The organism is Caulobacter sp. P1_B12_2 (assembly GCF_056406675.1).
Genome location: NZ_JBFTZS010000448.1, coordinates 1 through 3,722, shown reverse-complemented (window position 1 = coordinate 3,722; position 3,722 = coordinate 1). Strand labels below are relative to the sequence as shown.

The following is a 3,722-nucleotide window of genomic DNA, read 5'->3' as shown; positions in this document are numbered from 1 at the left end:
GGTGCGGGTCGATCCCTCCCAGCTGGAGAACGCGCTGCTGAATCTGGTCATCAACGGCCGCGACGCCATGCCCGACGGCGGCCGCTTGACGATCGAGACGGCCAACAAGTGGCTGGACAGCCGGGCCGCCGCCGATCGCGACCTGCCGCCGGGCCAATACACCTCGCTCTGCGTCACCGACAGCGGCACGGGCATGACGCCCGAGGTGATCGAGCGGGCTTTCGATCCGTTCTTCACCACCAAGCCGTTGGGTCAAGGGACGGGTCTGGGCCTGTCGATGATCCACGGCTTCGTCCGCCAGTCGGGCGGTCAGGTGCGGATCTATTCGGAGGTTGGGGAAGGCACGACCATGTGCCTGTACTTCCCGCGCTTCGTCGGGGAGCTTGAGACCGTCGAGGTCCCTGACGCCCAGGCCGGCGCCGAGGAGGGACACGGCGAGACCGTGCTGATCATCGACGACGAGGAAGGGATCCGCATCCTGGTGGCCGACGTGCTGGAGGAGGCCGGCTATCGCGTGCTGACCGCTCCGGACGGACCAGCGGGCCTGAAGATCTTGCAGTCCGACGCGCGCATCGACCTGCTGATCACCGACGTCGGCCTGCCCGGCGGAGTCAACGGCCGGCAGGTGGCCGACGCCGCGCGGACCAGCCGGCCCGACCTGAAGGTGCTTTTTATCACCGGCTATGCCGAGAACGCGGTGGTCGGCAACGGCCACCTGGACGCCGGCATGCAGGTGATCACCAAGCCCTTCGCCATGTCGGCCCTGGGCGCGCGGGTGCGCGAGATCATCGAGAGCTAGCCGATCCCGCAACGGATTTTGGAAGCAGCGGACAAAAGAAAAGCCCCGGCGCGCCGCCGGGGCTTTCCAGAACCTGGGTCAGACCGGCCGGGTCAGCCGGCCAGATAGTCCGCCACGCGGCCTTCCAGCTCGGCGGCCAGCACCTTGCCCACCGGGTGGGTGTCGGTCTTGATGTCGTCGCGGACACAGGCCTTGATGGCGTCGATATGGCCGTCGACCAGGAACATGGGCGCCGACAGGCGCGTCTCCGGGTCGTCGATCAGCCGACACAGCGAAGCGGCCAGGCGGGTGATCAACGGAAATTCGTAGGTGGCGCCCAGGCCCTTCAGGTCGTGGGCGCGCAGGTAGAGGGTCTCGACCGTCTCGGCGTTCAGGCCCTGGGCGCGAACTTCCTGACGAGCGGCTTCGAGCTTGACGATCTCGTCGTTCAGCCACTGGGCGAAGTTTCCCGACAGGCTTTTCAGCGCGGCTTCGGCCTTGGCGATGGCCGCCATGTCGATCCCGCCGCGACCGCCTACCTTGAGTTTGAGCATGTTCGGCACCTGAATCACTTCCGCGGCGGACTTGTTGGTCACGAACGCTTCCCCCTAGGCATTGGTCTGAAATGTAGGATCAAGGCGTTAACATTAGATGAGACGCCCGTTTCTACCCTGACCAATGGGCGAGGAGCGCCCTGACCAATAAGTCCAACGTTGTCAGGCCGAGAACTGCTCCGTCAGAACCCGCTCCTCTAGGCTTCGACCGGCGTCGAAGAGCATGGAGAGACTGGCGCTGCTGTCCTCGGCGATGTGGACCTCGACCACGTCGCGAACCTCGAAATTGTCGGCCACGGCGCTTACCGGCCTCTTATCGCATTCCAGGACCTCGAAGGTCACCCGCGCCGTCTGCGGCAAAAGCGCGCCACGCCAGCGACGGGGGCGGAAGGCGCTGATCGGGGTGAGGGCCAGCACCTGGGCGCCGATCGGGATGATCGGGCCATGGGCCGAGAGGTTGTAGGCGGTGGAGCCGGCCGGCGTGGCCAGCAGCACGCCGTCGCAGACCAGCTCGCCCATGCGCACCTTGCCGTCGATGCTGATGCGCAGCTTGGCGGTCTGGCGGGTCTGGCGCAGCAGCGACACCTCGTTGATGGCCAGGGCCCGGTGCTGCTTGCGGTTGGAGTCGATGGYGACCATGGCCAGCGGGTGGATTACGGCCCGCTCGGCGGCGTTGATCCGGGCCAGCAGGTCGTCCTCGCTGTACTCGTTCATCAGGAAGCCGACCGAGCCGCGGTTCATGCCGTAGATCGGCGTCTGGCGCTGCATGGTGTCGTGCAGGGTCTCCAGCATGAAGCCGTCGCCGCCCAGGGCGACGATCACCTGGGCGCTCTCGTCGCCGACGTCGCCATAGCGGGCGCGCAGGCGCTCCACGGCTTCCTGCGCCTCGGGGCGGTCACTGCCCTTGAAGGTCAGGCGAGTCACGAAGGGCAGGGGCTGGAACATGCCGCCAAGTGGCTGGATCGGCGGCGGGTTGTCAAACCGCATTGGCGGCTAGGTTAGGCCGCGCTGACCGCTTGCCGGAACGCCATCGCCGCGATGTCCGGGGCGAACGGGCCGAAGGCGCCGCTGGCCTTGCGGGCGGCTTCCGCGCCGCCGCCGGGACGGCCGCCGTTCAGCTCGCGCACGTGGGCCAGGATGGTCGGGAAGACGCTGCGGTCGATGCCGACGGCCGAGCAGGCCAGGGCCAGCAGTTCGGGACGGTTGCTGTCGACCGCACGCCGCACCTGGCGGATGTCGAAACTCCCGAGGCGCGCCAGGGCGAACAGGAACAGCGGCAGGCGACGCTCGCGCAGCACCCGCAGCAAATAACCAGGGCGCAGCTGACCGGCGGCGTCCAGCTTCTCGACCAGGGCCGCCTCCATCTCCTCGCGATCCTCGGCCTGTTCGACGGACGGCGTGTCGGCGACCGCCGCGCCGGCGTGGGCGGCGCGCAGCGAGGCCTCGACGGCCTTGGCCATCTTCTCGGGATCCAGCTGGAAGCGGGCGGTCAGGGTGTCGCGCAGGGCGCGGCCCACCCAAAGATACAGCTGCTCGGCCAGGTCCCCCGACAGGTTGGGGTGCCGGGCCAGGGGCGAGCGCACGGCGACCACGTCGCGGGCCTTGTCGACCAGCCGGCGCAGGCCCTCGGGCGAGATCTGGGCGGTGGTGTTGGAGGCCAGGGCGGTCAGCACCGCCGACTCGTCCTTGGCCAGGATCGCCTCGACCACGGCCGGCGACAGCCGCGGGCGGCGGGCGATCTCGATCTGGTGCTCCAGCGTGGCCTGGACCAGCAGGCGGATCAGGTCGTGATCCTGCAGGATCGGGCTGCGGGCGATGATCGGGCGGGCGATCTCGATCTCGTCGAGAGCCAGGATGTTGATCAGGGCCGGCGGCGCCCAGGTGGCGTCGGCCAGGCTCTGGGCCAGGCGGGCGCGGATGTCGCGCTCGGCCTCGACCACCAGGGTCATGAAGATGGAGTCGAGCAGGATCTGGACTTCGGGCGCGGCCGGTCGGCCTTCGGCCTGGCCCGCGTCGCACATCTCCACGATGCCGGCGAGCAGGCGCTCGCGATCGGCCGGCTCGCGGCTGCGGGCCAGGGACAAGAGTTGCGCGGTCTGGGCGGCCTGGCTCACCAGCCTCCTCGAAATCAAAGCTTAACCAAGACGGACCTTGGCGGCGTCAGATGAAAACATGCTTAAACAGGRGAATCCATGACACGCGGGGCGCAAGCGTCGCGATGCCGCAGGACAAGACCGCCAGGGAGACGCAAGACGCATGGGCCAACCTCTGATCCTCGCGCTCGATCAGGGCACGACCAGCACCCGCGCCATCCTGTTCCAGGCCGACGGCAAGCCGGTGTGCGACGCCGGCCGGCCGCTGCGCCAGAGCTATCCGCGCGACGGCTGGGT

The 3,722-nt window shown here is 68.5% G+C and carries 5 protein-coding genes; 2 read left to right on the top strand and 3 right to left on the bottom strand.

All coding sequences use genetic code 11. From position 1 onward, the window contains the following. Nucleotides 1-799, top strand: a 799-nt coding sequence (locus tag AC1DZ6_RS21195; protein WP_477099108.1) for an ATP-binding protein, incomplete at its 5' end; no start/stop codon positions are given. A gap of 92 nt (nucleotides 800-891) precedes the next feature. Here the strand turns inward: AC1DZ6_RS21195 and AC1DZ6_RS21190 are convergent. The 3 genes from AC1DZ6_RS21190 to AC1DZ6_RS21180 all read right to left on the bottom strand — a co-directional run bounded on the left by AC1DZ6_RS21190 (nucleotide 892) and on the right by AC1DZ6_RS21180 (nucleotide 3,416). After that, a complete protein-coding gene (locus tag AC1DZ6_RS21190) occupies nucleotides 892-1,374 on the bottom strand; it encodes an Hpt domain-containing protein (protein ID WP_477099107.1) in 483 nt (160 codons plus the stop codon). Nucleotides 1,375-1,494: 120 nt separating this feature from the next. Further along, nucleotides 1,495-2,277, bottom strand: coding sequence for an NAD kinase (locus tag AC1DZ6_RS21185; protein ID WP_477099111.1), 783 nt, complete (start codon nucleotides 2,275-2,277; stop codon nucleotides 1,495-1,497). A gap of 53 nt (nucleotides 2,278-2,330) precedes the next feature. Beyond that, nucleotides 2,331-3,416, bottom strand: a complete 1,086-nt coding sequence (locus AC1DZ6_RS21180) for a DUF2336 domain-containing protein (RefSeq protein ID WP_477099110.1) — start codon at nucleotides 3,414-3,416, stop codon at nucleotides 2,331-2,333. A gap of 172 nt (nucleotides 3,417-3,588) precedes the next feature. On the opposite strand from AC1DZ6_RS21180, the gene AC1DZ6_RS21175 reads away from it, so the two are divergent. After that, a partial coding sequence (locus AC1DZ6_RS21175) for an FGGY family carbohydrate kinase (protein WP_477099109.1) occupies nucleotides 3,589-3,722 on the top strand: 134 nt, incomplete at its 3' end.